Annotated in this window: 1 pseudogene; it reads right to left on the bottom strand. The window is 49.4% G+C overall.

From position 1 onward, the window contains the following. Nucleotides 1-267, bottom strand: a pseudogene (locus R2R70_RS20625) (6-phospho-beta-glucosidase); the annotation flags it as partial.

The raw sequence follows: 267 nt of genomic DNA on the forward strand, positions 1-267 counted from the left end.
GCCCGCGCCGTTGGTTTCCTGACCAAGATAACCATGACTTAATGGAATACGTTCATCCAGTTCACGCGCCGGTAATTGGCCAACGCGCAGTTGGGTAGTAACGAAATCAGCATCTTTCAATGCTTCGCGGCGATCCAGCGTTTTATAAAGCTTCATCGGGACGCCAGCGTTATCAATCATCCGTTGGCAGAGATCGAAAATAATATCCAGTTTCGCTTTACCACCTTCGACATCCACCAGCCATAATTCGCTGACCGGCAATTCGTG

The organism is Cobetia sp. SIMBA_158 (assembly GCF_046566945.1).
In the GTDB taxonomy this organism is placed as follows: Bacteria; Pseudomonadota; Gammaproteobacteria; order Pseudomonadales; family Halomonadaceae; genus Cobetia; species Cobetia amphilecti.